The organism is Algoriphagus sp. NF (assembly GCF_028823735.1).
Lineage (GTDB): Bacteria > Bacteroidota > Bacteroidia > Cytophagales > Cyclobacteriaceae > Algoriphagus > Algoriphagus marincola.
Map to the genome: position 1 here is coordinate 71,833 of NZ_JAPEIB010000014.1, position 17,878 is coordinate 89,710.

A 17,878-nucleotide genomic window follows, 5' to 3' on the forward strand; every position below is an offset into this window, starting at 1 on the left:
GATTTTGATTCTTCTCAAATTTCCAAAAAATATGTGGCCTTGCCTTTGATGGATATCAAGCAAAAAAATGATAATTGTCAGCTAATCAGTTTTTTAAACATCAACTTCCATCATCAGATCACATCGGCAATATTTACCGTCTCTTACAGGCACCTCTTTGAAACCTAATTTCTGGTAGATTCTTAACGCAGCTTGGAGTTTGGTATGAGTATACAAAACCACTTTATTCGCCCCCATCTCTTTGGCCTTATTCAAAGCCTGCTGTCCTAAAAACATGCCCACTCCTTTACCCTGAGCCGATTTCTTGACTCCCATTTTGATTAATTCAAAGGTATGTTTATCGACTTTGGATAGTCCTACAGTCCCTAGAATTTGATCATTCATTTTGGCAAAATAAATAGCCCCACCTTTTTCTATGATGGTTTCCTGAGGTGATTGAAGCTGAGCAATATCAAAAGGCTCTAGCGAGAATAGCTCCTCGACCCATTCTCGATTGATGGCTTCAAATTCAAGCTGTAATTCAGCTTGGAAAGGGATGATTTCAAGGTTTTGCATTAAAAAGGAAGTTTGAGAACCTAAATTTCAGGAATTTCTCCTAGATTGAAGTGATTTAATCAATTTGATCATGAAAAAATACTGCCTTTTATTATTCTCAATTTTTGCTTTTTACTCCCTTATCCATGCCCAAACACCTGAAGAAAAAATCCAGCAACTAGGACTCTCTATTCCTGAGATCAGTCAGCCGATGGCCAACTACGTGAAATGGAGGCAAGTTGGCAATGTGTTGTATCTCGCGGGCAATGGCCCGGATGTCTTTGGAAAAGTCGGAACTGATCTAACGCCTGAAGAGGGATACCAAGCAGCAAGGGAAACCGGCCTAGAAATCATTGCTGTCCTGAAGGCTGCTACAGGAGACTTGAGTCGCATCAAACAATTTGTCAAGGTCCTAGGAATGGTCAATTCGGCACCGGATTTTACCGGGCATCCCGCAGTGATCAATGGATTTTCGGACTTGATGGTAGAGGTCTTTGGAGAAAAAGGAAAACATGCCCGGTCGGCGGTGGGAGTTGCTGCTTTACCCAATAATATTGCGGTGGAAATTGAGGTAATAGTAGAGCTGGAGGATTGATGACTAGAGCCTTTCTTTCGATTTTATTACCCTTAACCTTACTTCTCCTGCCAAATGAAAAAACCTTTTTGGCAGAATATATTTATGTTGATGGATTGGCATTTGGTCAGCGAGGGCTGAAAAGCATTTTTGAAAAGTACGGTCCAACCAAGAGAACATATCCCGATTATGAATGCGGCTTCCATTCCAATCAGGAACAGGGGAAAAGCTATTATCAGCTAATCTATAATCAAGTCACTTGGATCGGAAACGCTGAAGAGGGGTATCTAGCAGAGTTGGTTCTTTTCGACCCAGAAGGTGAAATGAAATGGACCTATTTTCGAGAGATTGAATTCAGTGGAAAAAGCACTCAAAGTGAAGTTGAGCAATTTTTTGGAAAGCAGGCCAAACCCATTAGATTTCATGGACGGGATGAAGCTGATTTATTCAGCCTTGGGGGCCGATTCACTAATGCCGATGATGGCTTTTTCTTTCTGTTTAAGGAAGAAAAGCTGATTGAGTTTCATTATTGGAGTCCGTGTTGATTTATCTCCCACAAATCTCCTTATAAGCACAAAATTTACATTTTTCCTCATCCTGGGTTTGAGAGAAAGGAATTTCCGGATTTAGAATCTCCCCAAGCATAGCCGATAGGCCTGACACAAATTCTTCTTCCACTTCCCGGTAGTCATGAATTTCCTGTCCATTCATCTGAAGGAATGGATTGAATTCAGGATTGTAAATTTCCCGAATATTAAAAATTCCCGGTTTTAGAGCCTTTCGATTTTCCGGATGCTCATATTGATAGAAATAAGCATACAAAAGGGTCTGCATGGCTGCTTTATTTCGCTTCTTCTCATCTCGATCAAATAGAGAGGCGATAGAAAGCACTTTTTTATCGTCCTTTCCGGTCTTGTAGTCAATCAATCGCACGACTCCATCCTTCATATCAACCCGATCTATGACCCCCTTAAGGGCAAAATGAACTATCCCCTCTTTCGTTTCCACAGGAATACTTGCAGGGACATCTTTCTCAACACCCAAAATCGTGAATTCCCCATTCTCTTGATCGTATTCCAAGATGGCTTGCAGGTATTTGACAAAAATCTCCCGCGCTATCTGCAACTGTCCGGAGTAATCCATCTGCTTCCCTTCTTCCAGTTGATAGAAATTACGAATCGCGTGATCCACAGCAGTCTGTACTTGAGGCATCAAGCGCTTGATTTCATGTGAATCAATTTTCCGAGCATTTTCGCTTTCACCCAGTCCATAGATTATCTCCATTGCATTATGCAAAATAGTCCCAAAAGTAGAGGGATCGATCTCTGTGACCACTTCCTCCCGCTCTTTCAAACCAGCTACATAGCGGAAATAAAATTTGAGCCTGCAATCCAAATACATATTGAGTGCAGAAGCGGAAAGTGGTCGTTGTTTTTCCTCTGGATTATTCTTAGCTAGAAAAGCCTCCATGTCCTTCAGAACTTCAGGGCTTTTCCCCACTTCTATGACCTTTGAAGGAGTCAAGCCGACCGGAACCATAGAAATCTCCGGGGCAGCAACTCCCAATTCCGCTTGCATCTGCTGAAGAAAGCGGCTCATCTCCCCTGCTTTACCTTGATCCGCCGCCGTCGTATAGATCAAATGAACTTCTTCAGCTCGATGCAGAAGTCGATAAAACGTGTAAGCATAAATAGCGTCATTTTGCTCCTGAACAGGAAGTCCAAATGCTCTGCGAAGATTGAATGGGATCATGGAATTGATGCCACCTCCGGGAGGAAAACTCCCTTCATTCAGATCGCAAATGATGACTCTTCGAAAGTCCAGGTTTCTGGACTCCAGTACTCCCATCATTTGCAGGCCCTGAAGTGGCTCACCCTCAAAAGGAAGCTTGAGTTCTCTGAAAATCTGCCGAAAGAGCTTGAGTACAAAATCAATTTTTAAAGCCTTGGAATGATTGCCTTGGAAAATTTCCTTGATTCGGTTCAATTGTTTGAAAGCCTGAAAAAGATAAGACCGCTGAACCTCATCCTCCTGTAGCATCAATGCCAGGTGAGTGATCAATTCCGTCAAGTAATCAAAAATCTCTGAAGGGTTTACTTGCTTGAAAACTAGCGCAGCTAATTTAGATTGGCCGACCAAAAGATTAGCAGGAATTTCTAGAAGATTTTCGCCCTTGATTTTGTCCAGCAATCCCTGAAAATGAGTTGGGTCTTCCTGCAATAGATAGGAAAATGACAATAAATCCGTCACTGGCTTGTGATAAAAACTCACCCCATCTTCCCGGAATTTCACATAGCGCTGCAAATCCAAGACCGCATCCAAAAAGGCATAAACAGGCGCATTCCTGACCGGATAGCCCATGGTCACATTCAACTTATCAATCTGCCGCGGCAAATAATGCAGTACCGGAAAAAGAAGCTGTTCATCCGGCAAAATAATCACCGTCTCTTCCAAGGCCTCTTCCGCAGGAATCTCTTCCAAAAGCTTCCCAACCAAATTGGCCTGGTTGGTTTTCAATGGGATGGAATGTACATGAATATTTTCTCGCTGATGCCGAATTCGATCAGGTATTTCCTCCGGAAAAGTCTTTCCAAAAATGGAATCCCGATGATAATCTCTGAAAAACAAACCCGCTTCCTGCAGTTTATCATTCAGGTAATATTGGTCTAGATCCCAGAAAATCTCCGCACCAAACTCCTTGACGAAATGCCCAATCAATCGTTCCTCTGCCAAGGTGAAGGCATTGAAACCCACAAAGACATGTTGCTTTTCCGGTCTTGGGATCGTATCCAGATTCTCTGCTACTTTTCGATATAATTGGCCTGAATATGCCAATCCAGCTGTTTTAAGTCTATGCTGAAAGTCCTCATACAAGCGGCCCAAAATTTCCCAAAATCGAAGAAACTTCTGTTTTTCCTGATCATTTTGCTTGGCAAATGCTAACCAAAACTGAGAGATCAAGTCACGTTGCTCTGGGGTGAGGAAACTTAAATCGGACTCAAAAGCCTTGATTTCGGCGAGGTTTTGATACAAAACTTTTGCAGGAGCAAGAAATTGGTCCAGATCATTGAAGTCTTTTAAAATCAACTCTCCCCAAAAATAAAAGCGATCAAAATCCTCGGGTTCCTCTTGAATTTGCCTGTAAAGCTCATACAACTCAAAGATCAAAGTCAAATCATCTGCGGGCGTATTTCCAGCCAAACCATAAAATAACTGCTCGATCGTTTTGACTTCCGGCATCCAAAGGGGCTGATCAATCAACTCACCCAGATATCGCGTAAAAAACAGCCCTGCTCTTCTATTTGGCAAAACCACCACCAATTCTTCCATATGATGATGCGAATCCAAAAGTTTTTGAGCAGTTTCTTTCAAAAATGGGTTCATACTTCAATAATTTCTGTGGGTTCTAAATAGCATAAAAATCCTTTGACAGGTTTCTGACTCAGCTGATGAACCAAATCCATGTATTCTTTGACTTGCTTTGGATGAGAGGAATACTTTTCACCTGTTTTAAAATCTACTACAATGACTTCCTGATCGCCGATCAAGACCCGGTCCGGTCGCTTTTGGTTTCCTCCAGGTAAAAGAATTTCCTGCTCTGCCAAAGTCAGATAATCCCCTCCAAACCAGCTTTGGAACTCGGGTATTTCAAATAGTTTTTTCAATTGATCCGTGACATCATTGGCTGTTTCTTGATCGATTCTTCCCTCAAAAGTATATTGTTGAAGGAGTCTAATGGCCTCTTCTTGGGTTTGGGAAGCAGCCAAGAGTTCATGGACAATGACCCCCAATTTTCGCTGCGCTCGAGCTTGCAAACCATTTTCCGAAAAGTCCCAGGCGATGGTTTTCGTTTTAAGTTTGGATCGCCAGTCCTGAGTTTCCCATCGCAATTGCTTCTGAACAAAACTAGGCTGGGTTTCGCCTTTCTTGAGAGCAGCCCATTCCCCTGCTTCAAAAACCAATTTTTCCTTATCCCAACGCTGATTTGAACTAAATTCAGAAATCTGAAAATTGGAAGAAAACAGATTGAATAAAACATTCCCGGTGGATTTTTGGGAAACCCCACTGGATTTACTATTTGTGAAATTCGAATACCCCCAAACCACCTCCTCTGCCCTTGTGAAGCCCACATACAGCATATTCAAAGAATCCAGATAAGCCAGCTTGACTTCATCTTCGTAGGCTTTGGAAAAATAGGAATCCTTCAAAGTGCTTCCATGAGTCAAAGGAACAATGGTTTTTAGCCCATTCTCGGCTTCAAATGGAGACCAAATCACGGGAGCTTGAAGCCCCGAGGAGACAATCTTCCAATCCAAGAAAGGCATAATCACCACCTTGAATTGCAGTCCCTTGGATTTATGAATAGTCAAAATCCGCATGGCATCATGATCTTCTGGGATTTTGACGGTACGTTTCCTTTTGTTCAGTTCCCACCAATCCAGAAATCCGACTAAATCAGCGCGATTGTTTTTTACAAAATCAAAAACAGCCTCTTTGAAACCAGAGATATAGGCCAAATCAGCCCGAAGCTCCATCAAGCCTAGGAAGGCAATGCTTTCCTCAATCAATTCCAACAAAGGCAACTGAAGAAATTCATTGGTTCGCGCCTTCAATTCTTCGTCCTTGGATTTTAGCTCAGGTACTTGTTTGAACTTATGGAAGAGTTCATGAGAAAAAGGAATCTCATGTAGCAAAGCATAATAGTACCAGGCAGTTTTGAGTGCAACGCGGTCAGACGGATTGCTGAGATATTGCCATAAAGCGAGTAAACATTTGACAGCGGCAGACTTATCCAAAAAGAGGGATTCCTCTGAAAGCACATCAAAGCGATAGGAAGAATCAGGATGGTCTCGGTCATAAGCCATCAGGTAATCAGCGATTTCTACCCCTTGTGCATTTTTCCGAACCAGGAAGGCGATATCTTTTAACTGATAACCTCTGTCCTGCAGGTCTTTGACGAGTTGTGGCAACTTTTCCAAAACTCCATCTTCTTCTTCCTCCTCATCTTCTTCAACTTGATACCCTGACCGCGCCGGCTTTTGGGTAAACTCAATTCGTATTTTGCCCTGAAAATCCAATTCGAGTTTCTTTTCAGGAATTTCTTGCTTGGCTTCATTGAAGGCACTACTGAGTAAGTCTTCCGAATCAATGCCGAATTCTTTTTCAATACCAGCTTCCATTAGAGATGGGAGCGCTTGAAACAAGGCATTGTTAAACCGAATAATTCCAGGTAAGCTTCGGTAATTGGTATCAAGGTTTTTCTCTTGAATGTAAGAGCCGGGAATTTGCTTTTGAACTTCAGACAGCAGCAACTCCAGCTTCCCTCCTCTCCAGCGATAGATGGATTGCTTGACATCCCCCACCAGCAAATTGGTATTACCTGAGGCAAGTGAGTTTTCAAGTAAAGGCTTAAAGCTTGACCACTGAAAATCAGAGGTATCCTGAAACTCATCAATCAGGAAGTTACGGTATTGATTGCCTATTTTTTCATAAATAAATGGCGTATCATTGTCTTTGGTAATCTCCTGCAAAAAGTCATTCACATCCGAAATCAGAAGGATGCTTTCCTCATCCTTCAGCTCACGCAATTCCAAAATCAGGTCTCTAAAAACGCCAAAGGCATTGAGATTTCGGTGTAAGGCTTCAAAGGTATTCCATTGCTTCAACTTTTCTGGCCAAGAAAAGAGAATCTGATCCAATCCATCACGAATTGCTGACTCTATGGCTGAAGCATTTTTATCTCCTTTTTTATACCAGTTTTGCGGATCTGGCAAGTCTCTAAGCATTGGCCCCGTCAATTCAGGTATCGGATTGTTCGGATCGCCCAGTCTGGAAAATCGCAATGCAAAACTTTTACTTCCTCCTTTAAAATCCGTCCATTCTAAGCCATGAGCAACCCGGATTTCCTCTGCTTTCTGCCTCATGGACTCAGCTTCGGCTTTTAATTTGGCCCGCTCAGACCGGATGAATTGACGGAATTCCCCCAAGAATCCTTCTTGGGCTACACTTTGTTGAAAAAGCAGTCTATAGGCCTTGAAACCTTCTTTGAAAATTTCAGAACCCAAACTTTTGATCCCTGATCGGATATCCCAGGACTTCTCATTTTCAATCTGCTCCTTTGCATAATCTACCAGCCAAGTACTCAAGTTTTTATCCTGACTAACCTTCTCTACAAGTCGGTCCACCAATCGCTCCAAAACGGCATCTGTATCCATTTCAAGATCAAATTTGGCTTGTAGGTCCATTTCCCTTGCAAAAGACCGAATCACCCGCTGGAAAAATGAATCAATGGTGCTGACAGCAAAATAGCCATATCCGTGAAGGATATGAAGGAGTGTTTGCTTGGCTCTGGATTGAAGTTCCTCGGGACTCAAACCTAAAGACTCCATCAGGACCTTTTCTAATTCTGAGCCAGAAATTTCCTTTCGACTTAGCTGACCCAAAACCTTCAAAATTCGCTCCTTCATCTCCTGCGTGGCCTTATTGGTAAAGGTTACAGCCAAAATCTGCTTAAAAGCAGTTGGTGGATTTTGGAGGGCAAGTTTGAGGTATTCCAAGGTCAACGTGTAGGTTTTGCCCGATCCCGCCGAGGATTTGTAGATGATAAAAGGTTTGGATTGCTCAGCCATATCTCAAAAGTCAGAAAGCGAAGATAAAAAAGCTCTTCACTATTTAGGCAGTGATCGGCATTCTTTGACGTGAATTGTCAAGGATGAAGTTTTTCAGGTTTTGACCACTCCTCCTATTTGATTGGCAAAGCCACTAATTTTTTTACAATTTTAGGAAGAGACAATTAAACACATGAAAAACCTATTATTCGCATTTCTAATTACCTTTTTTCTGCTGCCAAACCTACAAGCAAAAGACGGTTACCAGCTTTGGCTTTCTTACGAAAAAATCGAAGAAAGTAAACTCCGAGAGGAAGTCAATCAGCTCTTTTCGGGAATCTATTTTTTTGCTAAAAATCCCACTTATGATATCATCAAAGAGGAGTTTACTCGAAGTGCTGAGGGATTTTTAGACCAAAAAGCCAATTTCCTTTCAACAAGGGACGGGGATTTCAAACTCCTTGTAGGTACTCGATCTGAACTATCTCAGTATCTCGGGCTGTCACAGCAGGCTGAAATCAAAAATCTAGGCGAAGAAGGATACTGGCGTGGACCGCTGGAAATCAACGGAAAGAAGATCTACATCATCACCGGCAACTCTCCAATCGGGGTTTTGTACGGAAGTTTTGACTTTTTGAAAAGTATCCAAATCGGTGAGTTCGATTCAAATGCGGAAAATTCGGATCAGCCCAAGGTTCAATTGCGGATGCTGAATCATTGGGACAATTTGGATCGCACGGTGGAACGAGGCTATGCAGGGTTTTCGATTTGGGATTGGCATAAGCTTCCGGGCTATATCGACCCGAGGTATATTGACTATGTTAGAGCCAATGCAAGTCTTGGAATCAATGCAGTTTCCCTAACCAATGTCAATGCAAATGCTTGGATTCTACGGGAAGATTTTATCGAAAAAGTGAAGGTTCTTGCAGACCTTTTCCGACCCTATGGCATCAAGGTTTATCTCACTGCCCGTTTTTCAGCTCCTATCGAAATGGGAAATCTGGATACAGCCGATCCGCTAGATTCGGATGTCCAGGGATTCTGGAAGGAAAGAGTCCAGATGATTTACCAGCATATCCCTGATTTTGGTGGATTTCTGGTCAAGGCTAATTCAGAGGGTCAACCCGGTCCTCACGAGTATGGTAGAAATCATGCAGAGGGTGCAAATATGCTAGCGGAAGCTTTGGCTCCATTCGGCGGGAATGTGATTTGGAGAGCATTCGTTTATTCGAATGAAATCGACGAAGACCGACACAAGCAGGCAAATCTCGAATTTGAACCTTTGAATGGAAAGTTTTTGGAAAATGTAATTATCCAGGTCAAAAACGGGGCAATTGACTTTCAACCCAGAGAGCCTTTTCATCCGCTATTCGGAGCAGTGGATGAGACCAATCTGGGTATGGAATTTCAAATCACTCAAGAATACCTGGGGCAGGCTACTCAATTGGTGTATTTGGGTCCTATGTGGGAGGAGATTTTGAATACTAAAACTTATCGACCTAGTCCATCTTCAACTGTTGCAAGCATCATTGACGGTTCGGACTCCGGCCAAGAACTGACATTAATGGCGGGCGTCTCTAATATCGGGACAGACAGAAACTGGACCGGACACTTATTCGGTCAGGCTAATTGGTATGCCTTTGGCAAAATGGCCTGGAACCCCTATCAAGATGCGGAAAGCATAGCTTCAGAATGGATCAAACTAACCTTTGGCCATGAAAAGACATTGCTCTCTTCTATCCAAAATATCATGATGAAATCACATGAAGCAGCAGTCAATTATATGACTCCACTAGGATTGCATCACCTAATGGGTAGAAGCCACCATTATGGTCCTGGGCCTTGGGTAGAAGGAGGAAGAGCGGATTGGACTTCTCTTTATTACCATAAAGCTGATAACCAAGGAATCGGTTTTGATCGGACTTCTTCGGGAAGCAATGCCCTTGGCCAATATGCCCCTGAAATAGTCAAAGAATGGTCTGACCCAAATCAAATTCCAGAGAAATACCTGCTTTGGTTTCATCACATCCCTTGGGATTTTCAAATGAAATCGGGAAAAACACTCTGGGAAGAAATGGCTCTTCACTACGACTCGGGTGTAAAAACCGCTCTTGAAATGAAGGGAAATTGGCAAAAACTTGAGGGTCAATTGGATGAAGAGCGATTTCATCACGTCAATCAATTGCTTTCTGTTCAAATAGAAGAGGCTCGATGGTGGCGAAATGCCTGCCTTTTGTACTTCCAGACTTTTTCTGGAAAACCATTTCCCGACGAGATTGAAAAACCGCAAGGTGATCTCGAATATTACAAGAGCTTAAGGTTCCCTTTTGCTCCTGGCATCAAGCCAAATTGGTAAAATTCTCGAAATATTTACAATGAAAATCAATATGGTCTAATTAAGCTTTCGTCAAGCAGGAATATTCTATAATTTAGCAATTCTTATTTCAAATACCCTTTCAAACCTTGGTAGTGAGATTTGTCCTAGTTTGGATTTTCGTCTTGGCAACTCCCTTAGCACTGTTCGCTCAACGGGACACTTTTGATAGCTTGTTAGATCGGTCTATTACATCCCGATACATCAGACTAGACAGTGCATGGTACTTTCTAAATCAGGCAGAGAAGATTAGAAATGAGTATTTCCCAAAGGACCCCATACTTCTAGGAAAGCTTGAAAACCAATCCGGCACCCTTTATTATGTTAATGGTGATTATCCAAGTTCTTTAAGGCATTTTTCTAATGCAATTGCAATACTAAAAGACCAAAACAGTAAAAAAGATTACGTCTATGCTCTCAATGGAAGAGCGCTCATTTATCTAAGTCAGCACGAGTATGAAAATTCAATCAAGGTCTTGGATGAATGCATTAAAATCAATCAAGAACTTCAAGACAGTGTTGGGCTAGGAAAGAATTATTTTAACAAAGGAATTTCTGAATCTGAATTGGGGAATTACGAGGAGGCCATGATTTCACTCAAAACAGGCCTGAATTTTTTGAGTAATTATCCCGATGAGCCGCTTGTGCCCATGATAATCAATAGACAGGCTAAGGTCTATTTTGAAATGGGGGACTTTTCAAAGTCTGAACAGACCTATCAGCAAGTTTTGAATGAATATCCCAAAATCTCAAACTGGGAATTGACTTTTACCTATGCGGGTCTTGCCGAAATCGAATGCGAAAGAAAGGATTATACAAGTGCAATCGAATACGGAAAACTAGCCCTCAACTATGCTGAGCGGGTCGATGCGCTTTGGGATAAGGAGCGGGCTTCGGCAATTCTTTCGACAGCTTACGAGAAGGCAGGATCCTACCAGCAAGCATTGGTGTTCAGCAGAATCAACAAGTCTTATTCTGATAGCCTTTACAATCAAAACAAAAATTCGGAGATCAGTTTTCTACAATTGCAGCTGAGCGATGCAGAAAATGAGGTACTTAAGCAAGAGCAGGAAAGTGCCCAAAACGAATTACGTCTCAATAGAAAATACTTGATTCTTTTGTTGATCGCATTGGCAGTGACGATATCCGGGCTAATCTTGTACTCGAGACTTTTGGTGAAGAAAAATAAGTTTGCTGAGCAGCTCAAAGTCAAACAAGAAGAGATCGAGGCCAAAAACGAAAAGCTCACCTCTATAAACGAAGAAAAAAACAAGCTTTTTTCTATCCTTTCGCATGATTTAAAAGGACCTGTTACTTCCATCAAGCAACTCTTAGAATTGAGTAAGGCAGGATTTTTCAAAGGGGAAGAAGAACGAAAGAGTGTACAAGACCTACTTACAAATCAAGTCAATCAGACTCATCAACTTCTAGAGGAATTGCTAGATTGGTCACATGCTCAACTTGACGGTATTATCACCAAGCCAATCGAAGTAAACTTAGAAGAAACCATTCAAAAGCAATTAAATCACCTCTCTTATCAAGCGATGGCAAAGAGCCTCAGCTTTAAATTTGATCCGCCAACTTCTCCAGTTTTTGCTATAGCAGATCCTCAGCAACTCAAGATCATCCTTCAAAATTGCTTGCAGAATGCCATTAAGTTTTCAAAGCCTGAGGGACAAATTTCAATTCAGCTTTCCGAAGAAAAAAACAATATACTACTCTCTATCAAAGATGAAGGTGTGGGGATATCTCCCGAAAAGTTGGATGAAATCAACAACAAGATGGTCAGAGTGCAATCTTCTCCAGGAACACACAAAGAGAAAGGAACAGGCCTTGGACTACTGCTTGTCAGAGAGTTTATTGAGAAAAACGAAGGTTCATTGGAAATAAAAAGCGAACTTGATGAAGGCACCGAGATCCTAATCAGTCTTCCCAAAAGCAAAACCACCTAATCCCTATGAGAAAGTTTATTCCATTCCTTGTCCTTAATTTTTTTGTACTCTCATCTATAGCCCAGACCCTTACGACAAGAGAAATGGACCGAATAAATTGGATGGAGTTTGCAGAGTTTGTCCCAGAAAAGATTCAGACAGTATTACTTCCTACCGGAACTCTAGAACCACACGGAGTCATCAATAATGGCGCAGATAATACCGCTCCTTTTGCTATGGCTAAGGATATTGCTGATGAGCTCAATGCGTTGATTGCCCCTACATTGAACTATGGGATGACAGGCAGCATGGCCAATTACCCTGGAGCCTTCGAGATTTCTGAGGAAGCCTATTCGCTTTTTATCCGAGACATTTTAAAAGGACTGGCCAGAAATGGTTTTAAAAACATCATCATTCTGAATGGACACGGCGGAGGACAAACAGCTGTCCTTCAAAAAATAGCAGGTGAAATAGCCAATGAACTACAAATCAGAACTTTAGTAGTCAACTGGTGGAGCTATGCTTCGGATGTGACATTGGAAGTATTCAAAGAGGACGGAGGCCATGCGGGGCTTAATGAAACAGCGTATATCCAAGCTATCGATCCCACCCTTGTTCATCAGGAGCGCTACAACTCCAATCAAGCTACTGCCTACCCAAAAGACAAGTCCTGGTCTGCGGTGCCTTTCCCATCCTCAATCGGCCTCTATCAAGAAGGTCAGGGGTACCCAAATTTTAACCAAGAACAAGCAAAGGAATACTTTCAAAAAGTCAATGAAAAAATCCTTGCTCTGATCGAAGAAACCATTGCAAAATGGGACTTGGCAGGGTTATAATTATTCTGAATTATGAAAAAGGCATTAATTCTCGGCGCAAATGGCAACATCGGACAAATCATTGCTAAGGAATTGGCTGACAAGGGAGTAGGGATTAAATTGTTTAGTAGAAACCCAAAGAAAGTCAACCCCAATGACGAATTAATCAGCGGCAACCTTCTTCATGCCGATGATGTCCTAAAGGCGGCTGAAGGTGTTGATGTAGTTTTTTTAGTAGCAGGTATTCAATACGACAAAAAGGTCTGGGAAAAAGAATGGCCAATCATCATGGAAAACACGCTGGAAGCCTGTAAAGCACAGCAAGCCAAATTGGTCTTTTTTGACAATATGTATGCCTGTGATCCGACAAAAATCGGGAACCTGACTGAAAGCACCGCCCTGAACCCCGAAAGCACCAAAGGCAAGGTCAGATTGCATATTTTGAAAATGCTCTGGCGAGAGGTTGAAGAAAAAAGTCTGGAAGCAATTGTTGCGAGGGCTCCTGATTTTTATGGACCCAATGCCAAAAACAGCCTTTTGCATGAGCTGATCATCAGCAGGATGAAATCAGGCAAAAATCCTCAATGGCTCTTCAATGCCAAAAGTAAGCATTCCTTTATCTACATTCCTGATGCCGGCAAAGCAACGGTAGAATTGGCATTAAGCCCAAACACTTGGAATCAGACCTGGAATCTACCTACTGATCAAGCTTTCAACTCTGTAGAGGAAATTACCCATATCCTAAATACCCATCTCAAGAAAGATTTCAAACTTCAGGTCCTTCCATCTTGGGCAATTTCGCTTTTAGGTCTGTTCATTCAGCCTTTGAGAGAAGTAAAAGAACTGAGCTATCAGCTCGAAGAAGACTATTGCTTCGATAGCAGCAAATTTGAAAAAGCCTTTGGCTGGAAAGCCACTCCCATGGAAGATGGGCTTAAAAAATGTCTTGAAGCCTAGCCCAAAATTTGCCAAACCCTTTTTCGCAATTGAGGGACTACTTCAGATTCAAACCAAGGGTTGTTTCGCATCCATAAACGATTTCGAGGAGAAGGATGGACTAAAGGAAAAAGGTCTGGGCTGTACGCTTCAAAGCTTTTGACGGTCTCAGTCAGTGTCTTTTTTCGGCTTGCACCCAAATAATACTTTTGAGCATAAGCGCCTATCAGAAGTGTAAGCTGAACATTAGGCATCCAGTCTAGAAGCGATGCATGCCACTGAGGAGCGCATTCGGGCCGAGGTGGTAAATCACCGCCCTTTCCCCTACCCGGATAGCAAAATCCCATCGGCATGATACCCACAATTTCCGGATCGTAAAAAACCTCCTTTTCCATTCCCAACCAATTTCTCAAATTATCGCCACTGGGGTCATTCCAAGGAATGCCTGTTGCATGCACTCGTGTGCCCGGTGCTTGACCTATGATTAGAATCTTACTTTTTGGATGGACTGAAAAGACCGGATTGGCTCCTAGCGGCAGGTATTTTTCGCAGATTTTACAATCCTTAATCTGATGAATATGATTTTCGAATTCGTGTTTCTCAGATAACATGTTTAAGTAGTTAAAAATCAAATTAACCAGCGTCAGAAGAATGACAAATTATTGATTTCAAAATAAGATAATATCGCAGATTATCTTTTCTGGAAAAGAATTTTTAAATTTCATCATACTGGATGTCAATACTTTGGAACAAACATCTGATTCTGAAGTTTTACATTTTCCTGAATACCAACAACCAATCAAATCATGAAATCGAGCATGTCAGAGCCGAGATACACTGGGATGCCCCGATGGATCGGGGAATTCATGCAAGATTCCATGTGACCGCTTAAAGACAAATTAAAACACATGAAAAGCTCGATTATATTATTTGGAATGATCGTCATAATAGCTACGGGGTGTTTCACTCAAAAAGACTATGTGACCGAATATGACTACAATTATCAAGCATCTTTCAAAAGGTATAAGACTTTTGCTTTTGTAGAGCCGACAGAAGTAGATACGAGTCTGATCCGACCAGTTTTGAATGCAACCATTGGAGCACGTCTAGGGTCTCAGGGCTTCAGAGAAAAGCCCGAAAAACCTGATATGTTGGTTTCCTACAAGATTTTCATGGATTCGATCCGCTATCGTGGATACGTACAACCGGAGTTTGATTATTGGCTTAAAAGCAGAGGTGCGGAAGTAGTCGAAGAGGATGAAGATGAAGAAGAGAAAGAAAGAGAAAAAGACGAAACGTACAATCAAATCAAGTACAAGGAAAACAATGGGATGCTGGTCATCTACGTGATCGACACCAAACGGGGAAATACTATCTGGCAAGGTTACACGGCAGCAAATTTTGATGAAGCTTCTCCTACTTTTCAAGCTGACATCACCCGAGCAGCCTATCGTGTCATGAATGAGTTTAAAGTTGTCAATAGATTGATGGAATAAGAACTAGGTTTATTCTCTAATTAATTTTACTTCTTTAATTAATAATCTGATAATTAACGTTTTAATAAATCTTCAAGGAAATGTATTGATTCTTTTTTCAGTCATAAAAACCCCAAAAAAGACGTCATTAAACTCAATTTTCACAGTGTTTATACTCTTGCTTTTTTCGTTTAAGTTTTTACGATAAAAACACAAAATCTTAGCTTTTTGATTGAGAAATTAGTGGACAAGCCCGCCTTTATATTTTAACTTATTTGCTTGATTTTTAGGTATTTATAATCTATATTCCGAATGTTTATAGCGTATTTCTATTGTTTATTACCCCCATTTTGAATTTTCTTTTTGTTCAACTATAAATTTTATTGCTATGACAAGTTTTAACGATCCGGGGATGGGTTCTTTTGTAGAAAATAGCCCCGAAAATCAGTTCGAAGAAGAGTTCCAGCAAAATCCTTTTCAAGAAGAGGGACTCGAGATTGACCAGGCGGAATTGGATGCATTGGAGGAGTCAAGTCCTGATGCAAACATTCAAAACATCAACACCATCCAACCAATCGATCGGAGAATTCTGGACTGGAGGCGACCTATAGAAATCGCTAGACACCGGGTATCGGGAAGTTATGAAACAGTTCAATCAGGCTGGCAGCTCATTCTGAGAGTGGATGTCGATGGCACCAGCAATCTCAGAATGGCTAGTTTTGACTTTTTTCGAGTAGGAAGTACGACCAGCTATTGGGGTTCTTTTATCATGAAAAATCCCACAGTGGTCTATGGCTCAACCAAAGTGACTATTTCTGGCTCGTTTACAGGCACTAAATCCATGTGGGCTAACCGGGCAAAAATTGAAATCTCTCGAAATTACATCTTTGCTACTAGGGCCTCAGCCAAGGTGACCATGATGCAAAACTCTACCTCGGGTGCTATTTATACCTGTGCCTTCAAATCGCAATATTTCAGAACCTTGCAGCTTGAGACAGATGTCGAGCAGGGAACGACTCTATTTGGAAGTTACAATACCGGTACCTACTCAAACCCAGGTCCTACACGGACTCTAAACTTAGTATCTGCTTTCCAGGAAGCTGGAATTCAAATGAATTATACGGGAAGCAACAACTACATCAATACCAGCGAAGCAGGGAGCGACTCCAAATGGACAGAGAGCGAGATGCATGCCAGCATGGTGAGGCACTTCAGTGTGTACAAAAATTCCCCTCAGTGGGCCGTTTGGTTGTTTGCTGCACGAAGAGCTGTCAGCAATACGCTTTTGGGAATTATGTTTGACTATAAGAGTTCAAACAAGCCGCATAGACAAGGAGCTGCTGTATTCCAAGATACGCTTGCCAGCTATTTCAGTGGTAATAATTATACTAGAAACCAACTCTTCACCTATGTCCACGAATTGGGACATGCCTTCAACCTCCTGCATAGTTGGGATAAAAGCAGACCCGATAGCTTAAGCTGGATGAACTATCCTTGGGGCTATGACAACCGCAACGGAAATGGACAGTTTTGGGCCAATTTCACCTTTGCCTTCGACACTGGAGAGCTAGAACATCTGAGACATGGATATTACAATAGTGTAGTCATGGGTGGAAATGATTGGGCACAAGGCGCAGGTTTAGAGGCTCCCCATCGCCACATAGAGGACCTCACCGCAGATATCCACGATGACAACAGTGGCCTCAGGCTAGAAATCGTTCCTATTAAAAGCTCTTACGCTTTAGGCGAACCGGTGGTCGTTGAGATTAAACTTCGATCGCGACTCAAAGATGATCAACGGGTAAATGCTCATGTACATCCAAAATATGAGCAAGTTCGCATAGGTATCATGAAGCCTAATGGACAGGTAATGAATTATGAGCCCGTTGGACATAACTGCGTAGCGGTCAAGGATGCCGTGCTGACTGACGAAAAAGACACGCTCTACGCCAGTGCGTATATAGGCTACGGAAGAGATGGATTTTATTTTGATGCACCAGGTATTTACAAGATTAAGGGTGCTTACAGAACGCCAGATGGTTCTGTCATTCAAAGTGAGGATGTGAAAATCAGGGTAAAATCACCTCTCAATGCGCAGGAAGATGCTATTGCTGATAGCTATTTCCATGATGATGTAGGGATGCTTTTCTACTTAATGGGATCAGATAGTCCAAGCCTTAAAAATGGGAATGATCTTTTGAAAGAAGTATCAGAAAAACATGCCAAAAATTCGCTGAGTATTTATGCTGACTTCATCTTGGGTATCAATGAATCTATGACTTATAAAATAGTAGATCCCGAAAGTCAAAAACTACAGGTGAGAAAAAGAGACCTCGGGCAAGCGACAAGTCACTTGGACAAGGTCTTCTCTGAATCTGCAGGAGATAAAGGCCTAGATAATATCACGCTGAATTGGGCTTACAGGCAATTGGCTAATGGTATGCTCAAAGAGGGTGATGAAAAAGCCGCGGTGCAATTGATGAAAAGTATGGAAGCGACTTTCAAAAAGAAGAAGCTGAAAGCTTCTGTCATGGAAACAATCAAATCACAGATCAACTCCTTGCTGGCTAATCGCTAGAAATCCTTTTCTTCCTAATAATCCGTCCCCTTCTCTTAGATCTTAAATAGAAG

13 protein-coding genes are annotated in these 17,878 nt (G+C 41.9%); 9 read left to right on the forward strand and 4 right to left on the reverse strand.

The window, feature by feature from the left end:
* Nucleotides 1-93: 93 nt before the first annotated feature.
* Nucleotides 94-555, reverse strand: a complete 462-nt coding sequence (locus tag OU792_RS08795) for a GNAT family N-acetyltransferase (protein WP_274669970.1) — start codon at nt 553-555, stop codon at nt 94-96.
* Nucleotides 556-625: 70 nt separating this feature from the next.
* Between OU792_RS08795 and OU792_RS08800 the strand changes: the two genes are divergently transcribed.
* Both OU792_RS08800 and OU792_RS08805 read left to right on the forward strand, forming a co-directional pair.
* Entirely contained in the window at nt 626-1,129 is a 504-nt protein-coding gene (locus OU792_RS08800; protein ID WP_134202989.1) for a RidA family protein, read from the forward strand.
* Nucleotides 1,129-1,653 carry a hypothetical protein gene (locus tag OU792_RS08805; RefSeq protein WP_274669971.1) on the forward strand — a complete coding sequence of 175 codons (525 nt, stop codon included), beginning with the start codon at nt 1,129-1,131 and terminating at the stop codon, nt 1,651-1,653. Before OU792_RS08800 ends, OU792_RS08805 begins: the two co-directional genes overlap by 1 nt.
* Nucleotide 1,654: 1 nt before the next feature.
* On the opposite strand, the gene OU792_RS08810 is transcribed toward OU792_RS08805, so the two are convergent.
* Both OU792_RS08810 and OU792_RS08815 read right to left on the reverse strand, forming a co-directional pair.
* A complete protein-coding gene (locus tag OU792_RS08810; RefSeq protein ID WP_134202991.1) occupies nt 1,655-4,492 on the reverse strand; it encodes a PD-(D/E)XK nuclease family protein in 2,838 nt (945 codons plus the stop codon).
* Complete coding sequence (locus tag OU792_RS08815) at nt 4,489-7,737, reverse strand: UvrD-helicase domain-containing protein (protein WP_134202992.1); 3,249 nt, start codon at nt 7,735-7,737, stop codon at nt 4,489-4,491. The genes OU792_RS08810 and OU792_RS08815 overlap by 4 nt, the downstream gene beginning before the upstream one ends.
* Nucleotides 7,738-7,909: 172 nt before the next feature.
* Between OU792_RS08815 and OU792_RS08820 the strand changes: the two genes are divergently transcribed.
* From OU792_RS08820 to OU792_RS08835, 4 genes are all read left to right on the forward strand, one after another.
* Complete coding sequence (locus OU792_RS08820) at nt 7,910-10,072, forward strand: alpha-glucuronidase family glycosyl hydrolase (protein ID WP_274669972.1); 2,163 nt, start codon at nt 7,910-7,912, stop codon at nt 10,070-10,072.
* Between the two features lie 113 nt (nt 10,073-10,185).
* A complete protein-coding gene (locus OU792_RS08825; RefSeq protein WP_134202994.1) occupies nt 10,186-12,042 on the forward strand; it encodes a tetratricopeptide repeat-containing sensor histidine kinase in 1,857 nt (618 codons plus the stop codon).
* A gap of 5 nt (nt 12,043-12,047) precedes the next feature.
* Nucleotides 12,048-12,857 carry a creatininase family protein gene (locus OU792_RS08830; RefSeq protein ID WP_134202995.1) on the forward strand — a complete coding sequence of 270 codons (810 nt, stop codon included), beginning with the start codon at nt 12,048-12,050 and terminating at the stop codon, nt 12,855-12,857.
* Nucleotides 12,858-12,869: 12 nt separating this feature from the next.
* A complete protein-coding gene (locus OU792_RS08835) occupies nt 12,870-13,793 on the forward strand; it encodes an NAD-dependent epimerase/dehydratase family protein (protein ID WP_134202996.1) in 924 nt (307 codons plus the stop codon).
* Here OU792_RS08835 and OU792_RS08840 read toward each other — a convergent pair.
* On the reverse strand, nt 13,790-14,383 hold the full coding sequence (locus OU792_RS08840) for a uracil-DNA glycosylase family protein (protein ID WP_134202997.1): 594 nt from the start codon (nt 14,381-14,383) through the stop codon (nt 13,790-13,792). The two genes, OU792_RS08835 and OU792_RS08840, sit on opposite strands and share 4 nt — an antisense overlap.
* A 122-nt stretch (nt 14,384-14,505) precedes the next feature.
* Here OU792_RS08840 and OU792_RS08845 point away from each other — a divergent pair, with 122 nt between their 5' ends.
* The 3 genes from OU792_RS08845 (at nt 14,506) to OU792_RS08855 (ending at nt 17,825) form a co-directional block, all read left to right on the forward strand.
* The gene (locus OU792_RS08845; RefSeq protein ID WP_166669437.1) at nt 14,506-14,664 is read left to right on the forward strand and encodes a hypothetical protein; all 159 of its coding nucleotides are present in this window, start codon (nt 14,506-14,508) and stop codon (nt 14,662-14,664) included.
* 16 nt (nt 14,665-14,680) lie between these two features.
* Nucleotides 14,681-15,268 (forward strand): DUF4136 domain-containing protein, encoded by a 588-nt coding sequence (locus OU792_RS08850; RefSeq protein WP_134202998.1) that lies wholly within the window; start codon nt 14,681-14,683, stop codon nt 15,266-15,268.
* Between the two features lie 367 nt (nt 15,269-15,635).
* On the forward strand, nt 15,636-17,825 hold the full coding sequence (locus OU792_RS08855) for a hypothetical protein (RefSeq protein ID WP_134202999.1): 2,190 nt from the start codon (nt 15,636-15,638) through the stop codon (nt 17,823-17,825).
* Nucleotides 17,826-17,878: the final 53 nt, after the last annotated feature.